Source organism: Rahnella sp. BIGb0603 (assembly GCF_024808755.1).
GTDB classification, from domain to species: Bacteria; Pseudomonadota; Gammaproteobacteria; order Enterobacterales; family Enterobacteriaceae; genus Rahnella; species Rahnella contaminans.
This window is the reverse complement of the sequence record NZ_JANUEX010000008.1, coordinates 136,565-153,402: the sequence shown is the minus strand read 5'-3', so window position 1 is coordinate 153,402 and position 16,838 is coordinate 136,565. Positions and strand designations below refer to the sequence as shown.

The 16,838-nt window shown below is 54.3% G+C and carries 13 protein-coding genes; 9 read left to right on the top strand and 4 right to left on the bottom strand.

From position 1 onward, the window contains the following. Positions 1-40 precede the first annotated feature (40 nt). The 5 genes from M2403_RS20090 (at position 41) to M2403_RS20070 (ending at position 7,376) form a co-directional block, all read left to right on the top strand. On the top strand, positions 41-970 hold the full coding sequence (locus tag M2403_RS20090; protein ID WP_152325423.1) for a LysR family transcriptional regulator: 930 nt from the start codon (positions 41-43) through the stop codon (positions 968-970). A gap of 67 nt (positions 971-1,037) precedes the next feature. Further along, complete coding sequence (locus tag M2403_RS20085; protein ID WP_259230673.1) at positions 1,038-1,892, top strand: ChaN family lipoprotein; 855 nt, start codon at positions 1,038-1,040, stop codon at positions 1,890-1,892. A 128-nt stretch (positions 1,893-2,020) separates the two neighbouring features. Further along, positions 2,021-2,851 (top strand): energy transducer TonB, encoded by an 831-nt coding sequence (locus M2403_RS20080; protein WP_259230672.1) that lies wholly within the window; start codon positions 2,021-2,023, stop codon positions 2,849-2,851. Between the two features lie 73 nt (positions 2,852-2,924). After that, complete coding sequence (locus tag M2403_RS20075) at positions 2,925-5,051, top strand: S9 family peptidase (RefSeq protein WP_259230671.1); 2,127 nt, start codon at positions 2,925-2,927, stop codon at positions 5,049-5,051. Between the two features lie 57 nt (positions 5,052-5,108). After that, positions 5,109-7,376, top strand: a complete 2,268-nt coding sequence (locus M2403_RS20070; protein WP_259230670.1) for a TonB-dependent receptor domain-containing protein — start codon at positions 5,109-5,111, stop codon at positions 7,374-7,376. A 78-nt stretch (positions 7,377-7,454) separates the two neighbouring features. Here M2403_RS20070 and M2403_RS20065 read toward each other — a convergent pair whose 3' ends face one another. Further along, entirely contained in the window at positions 7,455-8,618 is a 1,164-nt protein-coding gene (locus tag M2403_RS20065; protein WP_152325418.1) for an MFS transporter, read from the bottom strand. A gap of 217 nt (positions 8,619-8,835) precedes the next feature. Then, complete coding sequence (locus tag M2403_RS20060) at positions 8,836-9,753, bottom strand: LysR family transcriptional regulator (protein WP_152325417.1); 918 nt, start codon at positions 9,751-9,753, stop codon at positions 8,836-8,838. A gap of 116 nt (positions 9,754-9,869) precedes the next feature. On the opposite strand from M2403_RS20060, the gene M2403_RS20055 reads away from it, so the two are divergent. Both M2403_RS20055 and M2403_RS20050 read left to right on the top strand, forming a co-directional pair. Continuing rightward, on the top strand, positions 9,870-10,745 hold the full coding sequence (locus M2403_RS20055) for an MBL fold metallo-hydrolase (RefSeq protein ID WP_259230669.1): 876 nt from the start codon (positions 9,870-9,872) through the stop codon (positions 10,743-10,745). A 289-nt stretch (positions 10,746-11,034) separates the two neighbouring features. Next, on the top strand, positions 11,035-11,358 hold the full coding sequence (locus M2403_RS20050; protein WP_152325416.1) for a DUF805 domain-containing protein: 324 nt from the start codon (positions 11,035-11,037) through the stop codon (positions 11,356-11,358). A 57-nt stretch (positions 11,359-11,415) separates the two neighbouring features. Here M2403_RS20050 and M2403_RS20045 read toward each other — a convergent pair whose 3' ends face one another. Beyond that, positions 11,416-12,132: a tetratricopeptide repeat protein gene (locus M2403_RS20045; RefSeq protein WP_152325415.1), complete on the bottom strand. Its 717-nt coding sequence runs from the start codon at positions 12,130-12,132 to the stop codon at positions 11,416-11,418. A 129-nt stretch (positions 12,133-12,261) separates the two neighbouring features. On the opposite strand from M2403_RS20045, the gene M2403_RS20040 reads away from it, so the two are divergent. Both M2403_RS20040 and M2403_RS20035 read left to right on the top strand, forming a co-directional pair. Continuing rightward, entirely contained in the window at positions 12,262-14,016 is a 1,755-nt protein-coding gene (locus tag M2403_RS20040; protein WP_152325414.1) for an ABC transporter ATP-binding protein/permease, read from the top strand. Positions 14,017-14,198: 182 nt separating this feature from the next. Next, the gene (locus tag M2403_RS20035; RefSeq protein ID WP_152325413.1) at positions 14,199-14,939 is read left to right on the top strand and encodes a GntR family transcriptional regulator; all 741 of its coding nucleotides are present in this window, start codon (positions 14,199-14,201) and stop codon (positions 14,937-14,939) included. A gap of 6 nt (positions 14,940-14,945) precedes the next feature. Here M2403_RS20035 and M2403_RS20030 read toward each other — a convergent pair whose 3' ends face one another. Beyond that, positions 14,946-16,547: a PTS transporter subunit EIIC gene (locus M2403_RS20030; protein ID WP_152325412.1), complete on the bottom strand. Its 1,602-nt coding sequence runs from the start codon at positions 16,545-16,547 to the stop codon at positions 14,946-14,948. Positions 16,548-16,838 lie beyond the last annotated feature (291 nt).

Below are 16,838 nucleotides of genomic sequence, written 5' to 3'. Positions count from 1 at the left end.
TATGATATGGATAAATGCCTTGCCGGAATGCGATAAACTCATGCCCGCTCTCTCCTTGCGCCACATCGAAATCTTTCATGCCGTGATGACCACCGGCAACCTGACCGAAGCCGCCGCGCTGCTCAATACTTCACAGCCAACGGTCAGCCGCGAGCTGGCGCGCTGTGAAAAGCTGCTGGATTTGCAGTTGTTCGAACGCCTGCGCGGGCGTTTATACCCGACGGTGCAGGGTTTGCGGCTGTTTGAAGAAGTGCAGAGATCGTATTACGGGCTGGACCGGATCATCAGCGCAGCGGAAGGGATCCGCCAGTTTGAGCAGGCGCAGCTGTCTATTGCCTGTCTGCCGGTTTTCAGCCAGTCGCTGTTACCGGCGGTCTGTAAGCCGTTTCTCGACAAGTATCCTGACGTCAGTTTTAACATCGTGCCGCAGGAATCGCCGCTGCTGGAAGAGTGGCTGTCGGCGCAGCGCCATGATCTGGGTCTGACGGAAAACACCCAGACGCCCGCCGGTACTGAACGCCAGACGCTGCTGACGCTCAACGAAGTTTGCGTCCTGCCCGCAGGTCATCCGCTGGCGGCGAAAAAGCGCCTGACACCGCAGGATTTCAGCGGCCTGAACTTTATCAGTTTGTCGGCCACCGACAGCTACCGGCAGTTACTGGATACGCTGTTCGCCGAGCAGCAGGTTACCCGGCGGCTGGTGATGGAAACACACAGCGCCGCCTCGGTGTGCAGCATGGTGCGCGAAGGCGCGGGCGTGTCAGTGGTCAATCCGTTGACGGCGCTGGATTATGCCGAACGCGACCACGGCGTGGTGATCCGCGAATTCAGCGTCGCCGTGCCGTTTACCGTCAGCCTGATCAAACCGCTGCACCGCCCTGCTTCCGCGCTGGTCACGACGTTTACCGAACATTGTCATCAGCAGGCACAACGGTTCGCAGAACGCCTCGAGGTGGTCGTCGGCGGCTGATCTTGTAAATGATAATCATTATCCATAACATGCGGGCACTGTCCCGCTATGGAAAATGAGGATCCCAATGAAAAAGCTGTTACTTCTGGCCACGCTTGCACTGACCGCCTGCTCGACCGCACCGCACAATACCGCCGTTCCCGCCACCGCGCCTTCAGGCCAGATTCAGGATTTACGCACCGGAAAAACGCTGACGCCGGATCAGCTGCTCCGCCAGCTTGCCGCCGCGCCAGGGGTCATCGTCGGCGAAAAACATGACAACCCCGCGCATCATCAGATTGAAAACTGGCTGGTTCAGCGCCTGCCGGAGATCCGCCCGCAGGGCAGCGTGCTGATGGAAATGCTGACGCCGGATCAGCAGCCGAAAGTCGATCAGGTAAAAGCCTGGCTGCAAACCGGCGCGCAAGCGCGGCCTGCCCGGGTTGCAGAGCTGATTAACTGGCAGAAAAGCTGGGACTGGACGATGTACGGCGATGTGGTGATGACCGCGATGAAAGCGCCGTATCCGCTGCTTTCCGCCAATCTGGATCGCAGTGAAATCATGGCATTTTACGAAAAACCCGTCTTCCCGGCAGGCGTTCACGCGGCGGATCCGCGGGTTCGTGATGCCATCAGCGACACCATCCGCACTTCCCATCAGCAAAATATCGATGCAAAGCAGTTACATGCGATGCTCGCCATTCAGCAACAACGCGATCGCCGCATGGCTGAGCGTCTGCTGGCCGCGCCTGCGCCCGCATTGCTGATTGCCGGGGGCTATCACGCCGGAAAAAGTATCGGCGTGCCGGTGCATATTCAGGATCTGGATCCTCAGGCGTCTGTCACCGTTCTGATACTGGCCGAAAAAGGCATAGTGATTGATCAATCACAGGCCGATTTTGTCTGGACGACGGCAGCCGTGGCGGCGAAATCCGCGCCCTGATAACCCCTGATTTATTGTGACTATTGAAATTAAATTGTGGAGGAATCGAAAGTTTCTTGTTAAGACCCATTACAAATGATTACTATTATCAAATAATATTGAATCTCATTATCATTTTAATGGACTAAATGACTACTTACTCTCCTTCCGGCTCTCCGGCTGCTGCGGCGTTTGTCTTCCGCCCTCAGCGCCGGAGTCTCGGCTTTCTCTTATCAGTGACGCTTCACGTCGCGCTGGCCGCATTTTTCCTGTGGTCCGCGCCCGTACCGCCACCTGTCGAACTGCCGCCTCCCGCCGTCATGCTGACGTTTTCCGCTGATATCGAAAATAACCAACTGACTAAACCGCTGCCGGTAGGCATTGTGCAGGCGGTGGATTCGGCTGCGTCCAGCCAGCAGGAAGCCGTGCAGCAGCAACAAAAAAACATTACGCCGCCGGTCAATGAAAGCGCGGAAATCAAACTGGTTCAGCAGCATAAGAAACCGAAAGAACAGCAAAAACGCCCGAAACCGGTACAGAAAACGCAGGAGCGCTCGCAGGATCAAACCCGCGCTTCCGCTGCCAGTGCTGCCGCGCCACCGGCAACCGCAAGCCTTTCCGACAAAATCGCCGCACCGATGAACAGCGATTCTACGCAGTCCGCCAGCGCGAAAGTGACATGGGAAACCCGGGTGAAGGTGCAGCTCAATCGCCTGAAAAAATATCCGCAGGATGCGATTGCGCGCCACCGGACGGGTGTCGCACAGGTGGCGTTTGTCGTGGATGCGCGGGGAGAAATTGTCAGCAGCCGCCTGCTGAAATCTTCCGGCACGATGTCGATGGATCGCGAAGCGCTGGCTGTTTTGCAACGCGCCAGCCCGTTGCCGCCACCGCCGGGCGATATGCTGAAGGCCGGACAAGTGCCGGTCAGTATGCCGCTTGAATTCACACTCAGCGACGGCGGCAGCCGGAAGTCGTAAAACCAAACGGTTAATACCTTTATTCCTGAGTCTTTCAGGGAAGATTTATTTTTTTCAATATCATCGGGCCACTATGACTTTTTCACGTTTTATTACGCTGTTACTGGCGGGGACTCTCTTTTTCTGCGCGACGGCAACTGCTGAATTCCAGCCGCCGGTCGCTGAAAAACATCCGCATATTTTGAGCAGTGCAACGGAGCGCCGGACGGACAATTATTACTGGCTGCGCGACGATTCCCGGCAGGATCCTAAGGTCCTGAATTATCTGCGTGCGGAGAACCAGTTCAGCGCGCAGGTCATGTCGCGCTGGTCAGATTTGACTGACACGCTGTATCAGGAAATGCGTCTGCGTCAGGGCGAACACACCGAATCCGTGCCCTACGAATTACGCGGTTATCGCTATCAGCAGCGATATTTGCCGGGCCAGGATTACGCACAATATCTGCGTCAGCCGGTTGGCGGAAATACCGTCTGGCAGACGCTGGCCGATGCCAGCCAGCGTGCAGCGGGCAAAAAGTTTTATCAGTTTGGCGGGCTGGAAATCAGTCAGGATAATCAGCAGATGGCCATTGCCGAAGATACGCAGGGGCGTCGCCAGTTTGCCGTCAGCCTGCGCAATCTCACCACCGGCCGCTGGCAAAACGACGTACTGCACAATACCTCGGGAAGTATGGCGTGGTCTGCCGACGGAAATTACCTGTTTTACATCCGTAATCACCCGCAAACGCTGATGCCGTATCAGGTTTATCGCCACAAAATCGGCACACCGGTGGCGCAGGACGCGCTGGTTTACGAAGAGAAAGATGGCGGATTTTACCTCGGCCTTTCCCGTTCGGCGTCCGGTGATTTCCTGATTATTCTCAGCAGCGGCAGTACGTCGTCTGAAGTTCATCTGATCCCGGCCGCCAGTCCGCTGGCGGTTCCGCAGCGCTTCACGCCACGTCGTGCGGGCGTTGAATATTATCTGGATCATTACCGCGGCCAGTTCTTCATCCGCTCCAACCTGCACAGCCCGCATTTCGGTCTGTATCAGACGGCTCGCATCACAGGTCAGTGGCAAACGCTGATCGCGCCAGACGATAACCGTGATCTGGAAAACTTCGCCCTCTTCCGCCGCCATCTGGTATTGCAGATTCGCAGTCAGGGACGTGTGCAGCTCGAACAGATAGGCCGGGAAGACCACAAAACGCGAACCGTGCCGTTCGATGAAGAAAGTTACATGGCGTGGCTGGGTTCCAACCCCAGCCCGGAAACCGACAAGCTGCGTTACGGCTATTCCTCGATGACCACGCCAACCACGATTTATGAATGGGACATGGCGACCGGTACGCGCACGCTGTTGCAGCAAAAGCCGGTCGAAGGCGTTGATCCGGCGAATTACGCCAGTCAGCGGCTGATGATCACCGCACGCGACGGCGTGCAGGTGCCGGTTTCGCTGGTGTACCGCAAATCGCTGTTTAAGAAAGGCCGGAATCCGCTGCTGGCGTACGGCTACGGCGCGTACGGCATGAGCATGGATCCGGCGTTCAGCGCCAGCCGCGTCAGCTTGCTGGATCGCGGTTTTGTGTTCGCACTGATCCACGTTCGCGGCGGCGGCGAGCTGGGCCAGCAGTGGTATCAGCAAGGGAAAATTGACAAAAAACCCAATACCTTCAATGACTTTATTGATGCCACGCAGGCGCTGGTAGAGAAAGGTTTCGGCCAGCCGGGGCATTTATATGCTCAGGGCGGCAGCGCGGGCGGTCTGCTGGTGGGTGCCGTCATCAATCAGGCACCGGCGCTGTTTCACGCGGTCGTGGCGCAGGTGCCTTTCGTCGATGTGCTGACCACCATGTCTGACCCGACGTTACCGCTCACCGAAGGCGAGTACGAAGAGTGGGGAAATCCGGCGCAGCACGCCGCCTATCAGACCATCAAATCCTACAGCCCTTACGACAATGTGCGACCGGTCGCTTATCCGAATCTGTTTGTGACAGCCGGATTGTACGACTCACAAGTGCCCTACTGGGAACCGGCGAAATGGGTCGCCAGATTACGCGCCATGAATCAGGGGAATTCCCTGATCTTACTGTCCACCGAAATGGCCGCCGGGCATGGCGGGAAATCAGGCCGCCTGAACCGCCTGAAAAATACCGCGCAGGAATACAGTTTCATCCTTGAGATGGACAAAAATAATAATAATCGCAGTCTCCGTTTTTAATTTATGGAACGCAATGCAAAGCAATAACGATTAGAAAATATCGCTCCTCGAGGGAATATGAAAAATACACTTTTCACCGGCATATTGAGTGCCGGTTTAACGCTGGCCGCACCGCTGGCAATCGCTGACACCACTGATTCAGAAAACAATAAAGAAACCGTCGCCTTCAGCCCGCTGAAAGTTTCCGCGGCAAAAGTAAACAGTGAACATGAAGCGATGGCAAAGCCCGGCGCGTTCAGCTCGCGCGGCGAAAACACCAACCTGCAATCGACCGATTCCGTGTTGCGCGGCATACCCGGCACCTTCACGCAAATTGACCCGAGCCAGGGCACGGTAGACATCAATATTCGCGGAATGTCCGGCTTTGGCCGCGTCAACACCATGATCGACGGCGTCACCCAAAACTTCTACGGCTCCTCAGTACCGGGCGGGATTTCCCACGGCTCGACGAGCAGCGCGGCGGGCGCACTGATCGACCCGAATTTCCTGGTCGGCATTGATGTCTCGCGCGGCTCCAGCGCCGGTTCAGCCGGGGTTAACGCCCTCGCGGGCAGCGCCAACCTGCGCACTATCGGCGTGGATGACGTGATTTTTTCCGACAATCCGTTCGGGATCCGCACCCGCTTTTCCGCCGGGAATAACGGCATCGGCGAAAGCGGTATGGTGGCGGTGGCGGGCAAAACAGACGCCTTCACCGACACCGGCAGTTTTGGCATTATGACGGCCATCAGCGGCAGTTCTATCGATGCTGATTTCAAAAATGGCGACGGTCAGAACAGCAGCGATTTCGGCTACGAAAAGAGTTACCGCCAGAATCCGAAATCCCAGTTAGTGAAAGTGGATATTAAACCGGATGAATTTAACTCTATTGAATTATCCGGGCGGCATTACGGGAATAAATTTACCCAGCGTGATATCCGCAGCGATGACTTCTATGTGAAATATCATTTCGCGCCCTTTTCTGAGCTGGTGGATTTTAATCTGATGCTCAGCACCAGCCGCGGGAATCAAAAGTATAACGAGGACACGCTTTATACTTTTTATAATACCGATGCCAGCAATCAGTCCGACGCTCTCGATATTAATAATACCTCACGCTTTACGCTTGCTGACGTGGATTTGGCGTGGAGTTATGGCAGCAAGCTGATGCGAAATAAGTACGATAAAAACATCAACAGCAACGCCTGGGATCCGGATAACCCCGATGCGGCAGAACAGTCCATCGAGAACAACACTTTCCAGCCTTCCGGCAAGCAGGATGTTTACAGTCTGTATACCGGACTGGAGCTGAAAAAAGGCATCTGGCAGGCCAACTTTGACCTGAATTATAGCTATTACGATCTCAGCGGATACAAACCGGCGTGCGATCCGCGCGTCGCCTGTTTCCCGCAGGGCGGACAGGATATTCATTTAACTGAAGACGGATTTAACCCGTCGGTCATGTTGTCAGCGGAAGTCCGGCCGTGGTTCCAGCCGTTCGTCAGCTACAGCAAATCCATGCGCGGTCCGAACGTTCAGGAAGTGTTTTTCTCCAACTCCGGCGGCGCCTCCATGAACCCGTTCCTGAAAGGCGAACGGGCTGAAACCTACCAGATTGGTTTCAACTCCACCGCCGGTAACCTGTTGTTTGAAGAGGATGCTTTCCGCCTGAAGGCCCTGTATTACACCAGCAGAATCAAGAATTACATCTACAGCGAATCCTTTATGGTGTGCCGCAATGGCCGCAAATGCAGCATCGGCGAAAATATTCAAAACGACTGGGAAGATGCCAGCGATGAGTATTCCGACAACATGTATATCTACGTGAATTCCCTGTCGCCGGTGCGCACGCACGGCGTCGAGATTGAAGCGGAATATGATGCCGGACGCGCCTTCGCCAAACTCTCGTTCAGCAAGGAACACACCAATCAGCCGACGTCGATCGCCACCGGTTCCTTTGGCGTCGGCAATATTAACGAGCTGCCGCAACTGTATTTCACGGTGGATACCGGCGTGCGTTTCCTCGATGAATCCCTGACCGTAGGCTCGCTGGTGAAATACACGGGGAAAACCCGCCGCACATCGCCGGATCAGAACTTCAACGAAAAAACCGGCGCGCTGGAAAACGAAGATATGCCGAAGATCCCGACGATTGTCGATCTCTACAGCACCTACGAAATCAACCGTAATGTGATGCTGAAATTCACCGTGCAGAACCTGATGGATAAAGATTATTCAGAAGCCCTGAATAAACTGAATTCTATGTACGGCCAGAATGACCCGGGCACGTCGGTTAACACAGCGCGCGGCCGGACGTATATCGCGGGCGGCGAAATCCGCTTCTGATCGCGTCACCTCAGAAAAAGCAAAAAAAGGCCACGCAGAAATCATTCCGCGTGGCCCTTTCAACACATTTCTTACAGGTTACGCGACGGCTTTCTCAGCCTTTTTCGCCGCACGGCGGAAAGTGATCACGCAAAGCACAAAGCCGGCTGCGCCCAAACCGCCCGCCGCCAGCGGAACAACGCTCAGGCCAAGCCCGCGTTCAATCACCACGCCGCCCACCCAGGCACCCAGCGCATTACCGACGTTGAAGGCTGCAATATTGAGCGTCGACACCAGATTGGGCGCGTGTTTACCGTAGGTCACCACGTTCACCTGCAAGGCCGGTACGGCGGCGAAGTTCACCATCGCCCAGATAAACAGCGTAATTTCCGCGGCCACCAGATGCACGCTGGTGAAGCTGAACAGCACGGAAAACACGGCGATCAGCAGGAAAGTCATGGTCAGGGAAACGCCCAGACGCCAGTCCGCCAGACGCCCGCCAACCACGTTACCGATGGTCAGGCCGAGGCCAATCAGCAGCAGCGTCCAGCTGACGCCGTGCTCAGAAACGCCAGTGATTTCGGTCAGGATTGGCGCGATATAGGTGAACAGTGCGAACATCGCCGCAGAAAAGAAGATAGTAATCGACAGCGACAGCCACAAACCCAGGCTGCCCAGCGCACGGATTTCTTTACGCAGATCAGTCGGTTCTTCTTCTTTCTTATCCGGCAGCTTTTTATACAGCGCAAACAGCGACGCCACACCGATGACAGAAACGACCCAGAAAGTTGAACGCCAGCCAAAAGCCTGCCCCAGCGCGGTGCCCAGCGGAACACCCAGCACGTTCGCCAGCGTCAGGCCGGTAAACATCAGCGCCACCGCAGAAGCACGGCGGTTCGGTGCCACCAGACTGGCCGCCACGACCGCGCCAATCCCGAAGAATGCGCCGTGGCACAGTGCGGTGATCACGCGCGCCAGCATCAGGAAGCCATAGCTATAGGACAACGCGCACATCACGTTGCCGATAATAAAGATGCTCATCAGCAGCAGCAGGGTTTTCTTACGCGGCAGTTTGGCGGTCAGCACGGCCATAATTGGCGCGCCGATAGCCACGCCCAGCGCATAGCCGCTGATTAACCAGCCTGCGGAAGGAATGCTGACATTCAGATCACCCGCCACATTGGGCAACAGCCCCATGATGACGAATTCGGTGGTACCGATGGCAAATGCGCTTAGCGCCAGTGCCAGGAGTGCGACAGGCATAAAAACTCCGGATATTTTAGTTATGTTTAATGGCTCCGGTATTCCACCGGATTGGCTTAAATACCACGTTGATCACACTTTTGACCAGACGCAGTCTGTGCCCTTACTGCCTGCAAAACGTTCAATATCCGGATTAATCTTTACATAACAATACATTGCATAAAATGCGATAAAAGCGGAAAAGGAACCGATTCCAGTAAGCGCCTTGCGCAGCGGCTCAGCGTTTTTCATCCGTCAGGGACAGCCAGCGCGGATGCCCTTTGAACCATTCCACCAGGAAATCGAGCAAAGCACGCAGCGCCGCAGGCATCTGCCGCCGTGACGCGTAAATCGCGTAAATCCCCATTTCCTGCGGCTGCCAGCCTTCCAGCAGGGAAACCAGCTGCCCGCTGGCAATCAGTGGCGCCGCCGAATAATAAGGCTGCATGACGATCCCCGCGCCTTCCACCGCGCCGGTCAGCAATACCAGCGATTCATTGGCGCTCAGGTTACCGCTCACCGGCACCGTCACTTTTTCGCCCTGATGCTCAAACTGCCACAGGCTTTTGCCAAAATAGGTGTACGTCAGGCAGTTGTGGACGCTCAGATCCTGCGGATGCAATGGCGTTCCCTGCGCGGCCAGATAAGCCGGAGATGCGCACACCACCGACGGACACAGTGCCAGCGGACGGGCAATCAGATTCGGATCCAGATCGTTAGTAATGCGCAGCGCCAGATCGATACGGTCTTCCACCAGATTGATTGCCCGGCTTTCCAGTTGCAGATCGATACTCACCTGCGGGTGTCGGCGCAGAAATTCGCTGACCGCAATCACCACCGCGCCCTGCCCGAAAGATTGCGAACAACTCAGGCGCAGCAAACCGCGCAGCGCTTCGTCACCGGTATCCGCCACGCTGGCCATTTCCGCCGCCACCGACAGCATTTTCCGGCACCGCGCCAGCGTGTTTTCGCCCGCATCGGTCAGGCTGAGTTTTCGCGTCGAGCGGTGCAGCAGGCGCGCGCCCGACCACTTTTCCATCTCCGACAGATAACGCGTCACCATCGCCCGTGACATATTCAGCGACTCGGCGGCATTGATCATGCTTCCGCGTTCGACGATGGCAACAAAGACTTGTGCAGCGGTAATTCTGTCCATGATTCATCCGGTTTATGCAACAAACAGTTGCGCATTATCCGGTTTTTCCCGCGGATTATGCAACGTACAGTAGATGCTTACTGAACGTGATTATTTTTGCTCTCTGAGGAAATGCTATGCGCTTGTGCCTGAAACCCCTGCCCCTGATCGCTGCTCTGCTGGGCAGCAGCCTGTCCGCTCATGCCGCCACCGCGCTGAAAATGGACGTTTATAACCCCGGTGAAAAAAGCGTATTTCCGGTGTCTTCTGAAATTATTACCGGCGAAAAAGACGCGGTGCTGATCGACGCACAGTTCCAGCGCAATGACGCGCAGAAGCTGGTGGAGATGATCAAAGCGACCGGCAAAAAGCTGACCACCGTGTACATCAGCCAGTCGGATCCGGATTTTTACTTTGGCCTGGACGTGATCCACGCGGCATTCCCGGAGGCTAAAATTATCGCCACACAGGCAACGGTCGATCAGATCAATGCCACCAAAGACGGCAAAGTCGCTTTCTGGGGCCCCCAACTGAAAGACAACGCGCCGAAATCGGTCGTCGTACCGGCTCCGCTGAAAGGCACATCTTTTGAACTGGAAGGCCACAAGTTTGAAATTCAGGGCGTGGATGCAGAACGTACTTTCGTGTGGATCCCGTCGCTGAAAGCCGTCGTCGGCGGTGTGCTGGTGAATGGCGACAACATGCATGTCTGGACTGCCGATACGCAAACCACGACATCGCGCAAACAGTGGGTCGAAGCGCTGGATGAAATCGCCGGGCTGAAACCGTCCGTTGTGGTGCCGGGGCATTTCCTGCCAGGCGCTTCTCAAACGCTGGAAGCAGTGAAATTCACCCGCAACTATCTGCTGACGCTGGAAAAAGAACGACCAAAAGCGAAAGATTCTGCCACGCTGGTCGCTGCGATGAAAAAACATTATCCGCAGCTGAAAGACGATTCTTCATTACAGCTGAGTGCAAAAGTATTGAAAGGCGAAATGAAGTGGCCGCAGTGAATACACTTTTTTAAATAATGAATAAAAACTGACGGCGATATTATTTATCGCCGTTTTTTATTTTCAGAAAGTATAGAACATTCTCTTTATTATTAATCATTGTGTTAGCCATTCGCCTTTCCTAAAAAGCCGAAAAATCCTTTATTAAACAATAACAACACATTAATCAGCAATTGAAGCCTCACTTTCCCCGTATTAGACTCCGCACGGCATTACACTTCCCCAAAAGGTACAGGGAAAATCCTATTCATTCTGGGATTACCCACCTCAATTTATATAAAGGAATATTATGAATTGGTATATCAAGGCACTTAAGAATTACTCCACATTTTCTGGCCGCGCGCGAAGAAGAGAGTACTGGTGGTTTACCCTTTTTAATGGCCTTATCTCAATGGGCGTAACTTTGATTGCCCTGTTATTTGGCGATGATTGGATTATATCGACGCTTTACTCTTTATTCGCGTTGTTACCGGGTCTGGCAGTTATGGTTCGCCGTAATCATGATGCAGGTTACAGCGGCTGGTGGATCCTCTGCCCCGTTTTTAACCTGATCCTGATGTTCTTCAAAAGCGATCCTGAAGATAACCGCTTTGGCCCTTATCCGGCGGAATAAAAGGGTGAAATCGGGTGCCAGATTGGGCACCCGCATTACTGAAAGCAATAATTCAACCTACGGTGTCACTCTGACAAATTGCCCTTCGGCCTGCACGTTGTGTCCGAAGCCGCAGTCACCGGTGGTATGCAGTTTCACGTTCTGCGGATCGAAATTCATGTCCACGCTGCATTCACCGTCACCCGCAGAGGCGTCGTCGGCTTCATGGTAAACCGCGTGATGATCTTTAATGGCCGTCACAACCGAAAATTCGCCGGTATTCGGGCCGTAATACAACGACATTTGCCCCATGTACATGCCGGTGAAATCGATTTTGAACTGCGCTTCTTCCGCTTTGACTTCCACCAGATTCCAGCTGCCGAAACCGGCATATTGCCAGTAAACGCCTGCCGGAGATTCCGGTTGCGGTAAGGCATCCAGTTTTGGCTGAATCTGCCCCAGATTGTACTGCGATTTTTTGTCCGAAGGCGCCAGCATCAGCCAGGCTTTGGCTTTCAGGTAATCTCCCTGCTTTATATAGGTCAGCGCGATGTTGTTGTAAGCCGTCGCAATCTGGTCCTGAGGTTTGTGGCAAAACTCACTCCAGGCCACCTGATTACGGAAAATCTCCCGCGCCTTGGCGAATTCCCCTTGCTGATACGCCACTTTTCCGGCGGCCGCATAGATGCCCGCTTTTACGCAATCATTCGCAATATCCGGTTCATCAATCTGAGCAAATGCCTCAACACTGGCAAAACATCCTGCCACCAGCAGTAAATTCACTGCGACTTTCATCAAACATCCTTCTACTTTTGTGGTCTACAGAGCTTCGTGCTGGAAAAACATCCTTACAAGTGGCTCATTGCTCTATCGCGCTGAGGCACTCATTCTGGGATGATTGGTTTCACAACATATCGATGACTAATGGCAATTATGACTAAAAAACCTGGGAAATCGGCGCAATGGGGCGCCGTCTGGCAGCTAATTAAGCCTTACTGGCGCTCAGAAGAAAAGTGGCGTGCCTGGGGCATGTTAACCACGATTATCATCCTCTCGCTGGCCGGCGTATACCTCAGCGTACAATTTAACGAATGGAACCGCGTTTTTTATGACGCGCTGCAAAACAGAAACTATCCGGTTTTCAAAGCCCAGTTGTTCAAATTTACCTGGCTGGCGCTGCTGTTTATCGTCATTGCGGTGTATCGCGTTTATCTGACGCAGGGCCTGCAAATGAGCTGGCGGCGCTGGATGACCGAAGAGTATATGGAGAAGTGGCTGACCAATCACGCCTATTATTACACGGAGTATCAGCATCAGGTCGATAACCCCGATCAGCGTATTTCCGATGACCTGAATTCCCTGACCAGCGGCACGCTTTCTCTGGTGCTCGGGCTGTTGTCGAGCGTAGTCACGCTGTTCTCCTTCGTGTTTATTTTATGGTCTATCAGCGGGCCGCTGTCTTTTGCGATTGCTTCCCATGAATTCACGATCCCCGGTTATATGGTGTGGTTCGCAATCCTTTACGCTGCCGTCGGTTCTGCCATCATCTGGTCGGTCGGTAAACCGTTAGTTCGTTTAGGTTTTAATCAGGAGTGGTTCGAGGCGAACTTCCGTTTCGGGCTGATCCGTATCCGTGAAAACAGCGATGCGATTGCGTTGTATCACGGCGAGAAAAATGAGCACGACCAGCTGACCGGCAAATTTGATTCCATCAAAACCAACTGGTGGTCAATCATGCGCGTCACCCGTCGCCTGAACATTGCCACCAACTTCTACGCGCAGTTTGCCAATATATTCCCGATTCTGGTGGCATCTCCGCGCTATTTCTCCGGTGCAATCCAGCTGGGCGCGCTGATGCAAATTTCCTCGGCATTTGGGCAAGTTCAGGACGCGTTATCCTGGTTTATCAATGCGTTTGATAATCTGGCAAGCTGGAAAGCCACCGTGAACCGTCTGGCCGGTTTCAATGCCGCCATTGATCAGGTGAACGCTCAGCCGCGCGGCATTAAAGTGAGCCAAAACGCAGAACATGCGTTGAAACTTGATAACCTGACGCTGAATCTGCCGGACGGCAGCCCGCTGTTCTGCAACGTTTCTGCGGCCATGAAACCGGGCGAACGCGTGCTGGTTGCGGGGCCTTCTGGTTGTGGTAAATCCACGTTGCTGCGCGCGATTGCCGGTATCTGGCCTTATGGCGCAGGCAATGTTTCGCTGGCCGAAGGTAAGCGCTATCTGTTCCTGCCACAGCGCAGTTATATCCCGATCGGGACGTTGCGCGATGCGCTGAGTTATCCGGACACTGACCGCGAATACACCGACGAGCAGTTGCAGCGCGTGCTGGAACAATGCCGTCTGCCGCATCTGGCGAAAACTGAAGTGCTGGATGACTACGCCAACTGGAGCCAGCGCCTGTCGCCGGGCGAGCAACAGCGTCTGTCGTTCGCGCGCGCCCTGCTGATCAAGCCTGATACGCTGTTCCTTGATGAAGCGACCAGCGCAATGGATGAAGAAACTGAACACCGGGTTTATTCGCTGCTGCTGAGCGAACTGCCGGAAACCTCGGTAATCAGCGTCGCGCACCGCAGCACGGTGGCGAAATATCATCAGCATTGCTGGCAGTTCAAGAATCAGGAAAACGGCCCGTGCGGATTCACCGCTTCGGCGATTTTGGCTGAATAAAATCTGACACCATCGTCCTGTGGTTTCGAAATACAGAAAGGTTGCTGATGTCAGCAACCTTTCTTTTTTGTGTGCTGAAACCCATTTCGCGCAGAAAATCAACAGCCTGTCTGGTTCAAATGTATACCTGACTATACAATTATCCTTAAGTGACTTTCTTTAAATCCGGAGGTTCAGGTCTGATGAAAATAGATAAAAACTCGTTCATACCGCTTTACCTGCAAATCGAGCAGCAACTTACCGAGAAAATCAGCGCGGGCGAAATCAAAGCCGGTGACCCGATCCCGACGGAAGCGGCGCTGTGCGAAATCTACGGCGTATCCCGCATGACCGCACGCAAAGCGGTGGATTATCTGGTGCGTCAGGGTCAGGTCGCCCGTTTTCGCGGGCGCGGCACGTTTGTCGTCGGGCCCGCAAGGCAGGAAAAAATCATTCTGCCGCTCGACCGCCATCTGACCGCCAGCGAAGTCGCGCAGGAAAATAATCAGCGCATCGAAAATCAGGTACTGGAATTTCGCCGGACGCCCGCCAGCGACGAAATCGCCCGCGAGCTGAATATCCCGGCGGGAACGGACGTCTATTTTATGATCCGCCTGCGGTTGCTGGGCGATGAGCCGTTCGTGTATGAACAATGCTGGATGCGCGCCGATAACCTGCCGGATATCAGCCGCGCGGCGATGACATCGTCGAAATACGCCTATCTGCGATCCAAAGGTTTTCAGCCTGCGGGCAGCACAAAACTGATTTCCGCCGAACTACCTTCCAATGAAATCCGCCTGGCACTGAATCTGTCGCGCGACCAGCCGGTGCTGCATTCGCACGCCGTGGTGTCGTTTACCGACGGCACGCTGTTTGAAGTTTCCGACGTCTACTACAACCAGAAAAATTACAGCTTCAGCGTCCATGCCAAAGTTAAAAGCTAGCGGCCATCAGGCTATTCCTGACAACTCCGCCTTCACCAGATTCGCCACCTGTTCAACCTGCGGGCCATAAATAACGTGAACATCCGTTTCGGTGATCCGTTTCACACCTGCCGCACCGGTATTCATTAACGTGCCGTCCTGCACCTGAGCCATATCTTTGACCTTAACCCGTAAACGGGTAAAGCAGCAGTCGACGGCGGTAATATTTCCCTCGCCTCCCAGACCGATAATAATATTTTTGGTTTTCTCGCCGGTTCCCTGCGCCGGTTTTGCACGTTCTTCGGCATCATTTTCATCTTCACGCCCCGGCGTTTTCACCTGCATGCGTAAAATAACCCAGCGGAAACTGAAGTAGTAAACCGGTGCATAGATGATCCCGAGGATCAGCGGATACCACCAGTGCGTTTTGCTGCCGCCCAGTACGCCGAAGATCAGGAAGTCGATCGCCCCGCCCTGCACGTTACCGATCATCACATGCAGCATCTGCATCAGTACGAACGAAAGCCCGGTCAGCACCGCATGCAGGATATACAGCACCGGCGAGACGAAGATAAAGCAGAACTCGAGCGGCTCGGTGATCCCGGTGGTAAATGACGCCAGTCCGCCCGCCAGCATCAGCGCTTTCACACGGCCTTTATGTTCGGGGCGCGCGCAGTGATACATCGCCAGCGCAGCGGCCGGCAGGCCAAACATCATGACCGGAATTTTCCCCTGCGCCAGGAACCGTGTCGCCTGCTGCGTAACGGCGTCCGGGATCATCCCCGGATCCGCCAGTGCGGCATTAAAGATATTCAGCGCACCGACAATGCTCTGATTATCCACCGTCGTTACCCCGCCAATCGGCGTGAAACGCACGGTTTCGTTGATGATGTGATGCAACCCCGTCGGGATCAGCAGACGTTCCGACGTTGCATAAATGAACGTCCCGATTTCTCCCGTGCGGCCAATCAGTTCGCCAACCCACTGAATACCCAGCGCAATCGTCGGCCAGATCAGCGACATAATGACGCCGACAACCGGCAGCACGAGGATGGTAATAATCGGCACGAAACGACGCCCGCCGAAGAAGGCAATCGCCGTCGGCAACACAATCGTATAAAACCGGTTATGCAGCCACATGGTGATGAGCCCGACCAGCACACCGCCCAGCACGCTCATGTTGTAGGTGAAAATCCCCAGCGTGTTGGTGAATTCGGCAGCGTAAATCATCGCGTTACTTTCGGTCATGCCCTTTGCGGTGAGCTTCGCAACGGTAATGGTGTCCGGTGAAATCCCCTGCGCCAGCAAACTGTAATTCACCCCGACGTGCAGCCCGACAAAGCCGATCACTGCGGAAAAGGCCGCCGTGGCCTTTTCTGCATTGGCCAGACCCATCGCGGTAGCAACGGCAAAAAACAGCGGAAGATTGGCGAACAATGCGCCGGAAACCTGACGGATAAACCCGATCACCAGCTGCAAAGTTTTCATCTGGGTAAAGGCTTCGCCGGTCACCGCCGGATTCTGTAACGCGGCCGCCAGCCCTAAGAAGATCCCGGCGGCGGCAATCACCGAGATAGGCGTCATCAGGGCTTTGCCCAGATCGTGAATTTTGCTGCCAAGTTTAATCATCTGAAATCCCTCAATTGGGTGGCTAAAAATAAGCCGTTAATTGAGTTAAGTCACAGAATGTATAGTTGTATAGACATAGAAGTCAGGAGTATGAAAGAGATCACAGTTTTGCGCGGTAAAAGAAGAGTGGGAATGGGATCTTCAGAGGACTTTGAGTGCAGCGGTAAAAGATGCAGATGAACATAGTGGAGGGTATTCAGCCCACAAGCCCCCTTCAGGTTTAAATAGTGGAATAAGTAAAGATCATCATTAACTTTATGACGTAGAAACCTTAAAAATAAATATATCCAA